Origin of the sequence: Gemmobacter lutimaris (genome assembly GCF_003570715.1) — a bacterium.
Classification (GTDB): domain Bacteria; phylum Pseudomonadota; class Alphaproteobacteria; order Rhodobacterales; family Rhodobacteraceae; genus Gemmobacter; species Gemmobacter lutimaris.
The window spans coordinates 1-384 of the sequence record NZ_QXXQ01000062.1; the positions used below are offsets into that span (position 1 = coordinate 1).

Annotated in this window: 1 protein-coding gene; it reads right to left on the reverse strand. The window is 66.7% G+C overall.

Annotated elements, in window-relative coordinates:
• Positions 1 to 384 (reverse strand): strawberry notch-like NTP hydrolase domain-containing protein (locus D2N39_RS22455; protein ID WP_199725347.1); only part of this gene is annotated, 384 nt, incomplete at both ends.

Sequence of the window (384 nt, forward strand, 5' to 3'; positions counted from 1 at the left end):
GCTCAGGCGTCAGCGCATGCTCGAGCATTTCGTATTCGACGCCGTCATAGGAAAGCGACCGGGCAGTGTAGAGACCGAGCGAGCGCAGGTCGCGGGCGAGGACTTCCATCGCGGCAACGCCGCCAGCTTCGATGGCTTGCACAAATTCCGCCCGTGTCGCGAATGGGAGTGAAGGATGGTGCCCCAACGGGGCAGGCGAAGCTCCAGTGGAGCTTTGCCAATCCTGAACGCCCGGAGCGCAAGCGGAGGGCCCGCCGCCCCAGAGGCCGAGCCGCTGCGCATAGGCGAGGTTGTGAACTGAGGTCGCCCCGGTGGCCGAGACATAGACCACCCGCGCATTCGGAAGCATGTGCTGGAGGCGCAGGCCCGCCCTGCCCTGCTGCG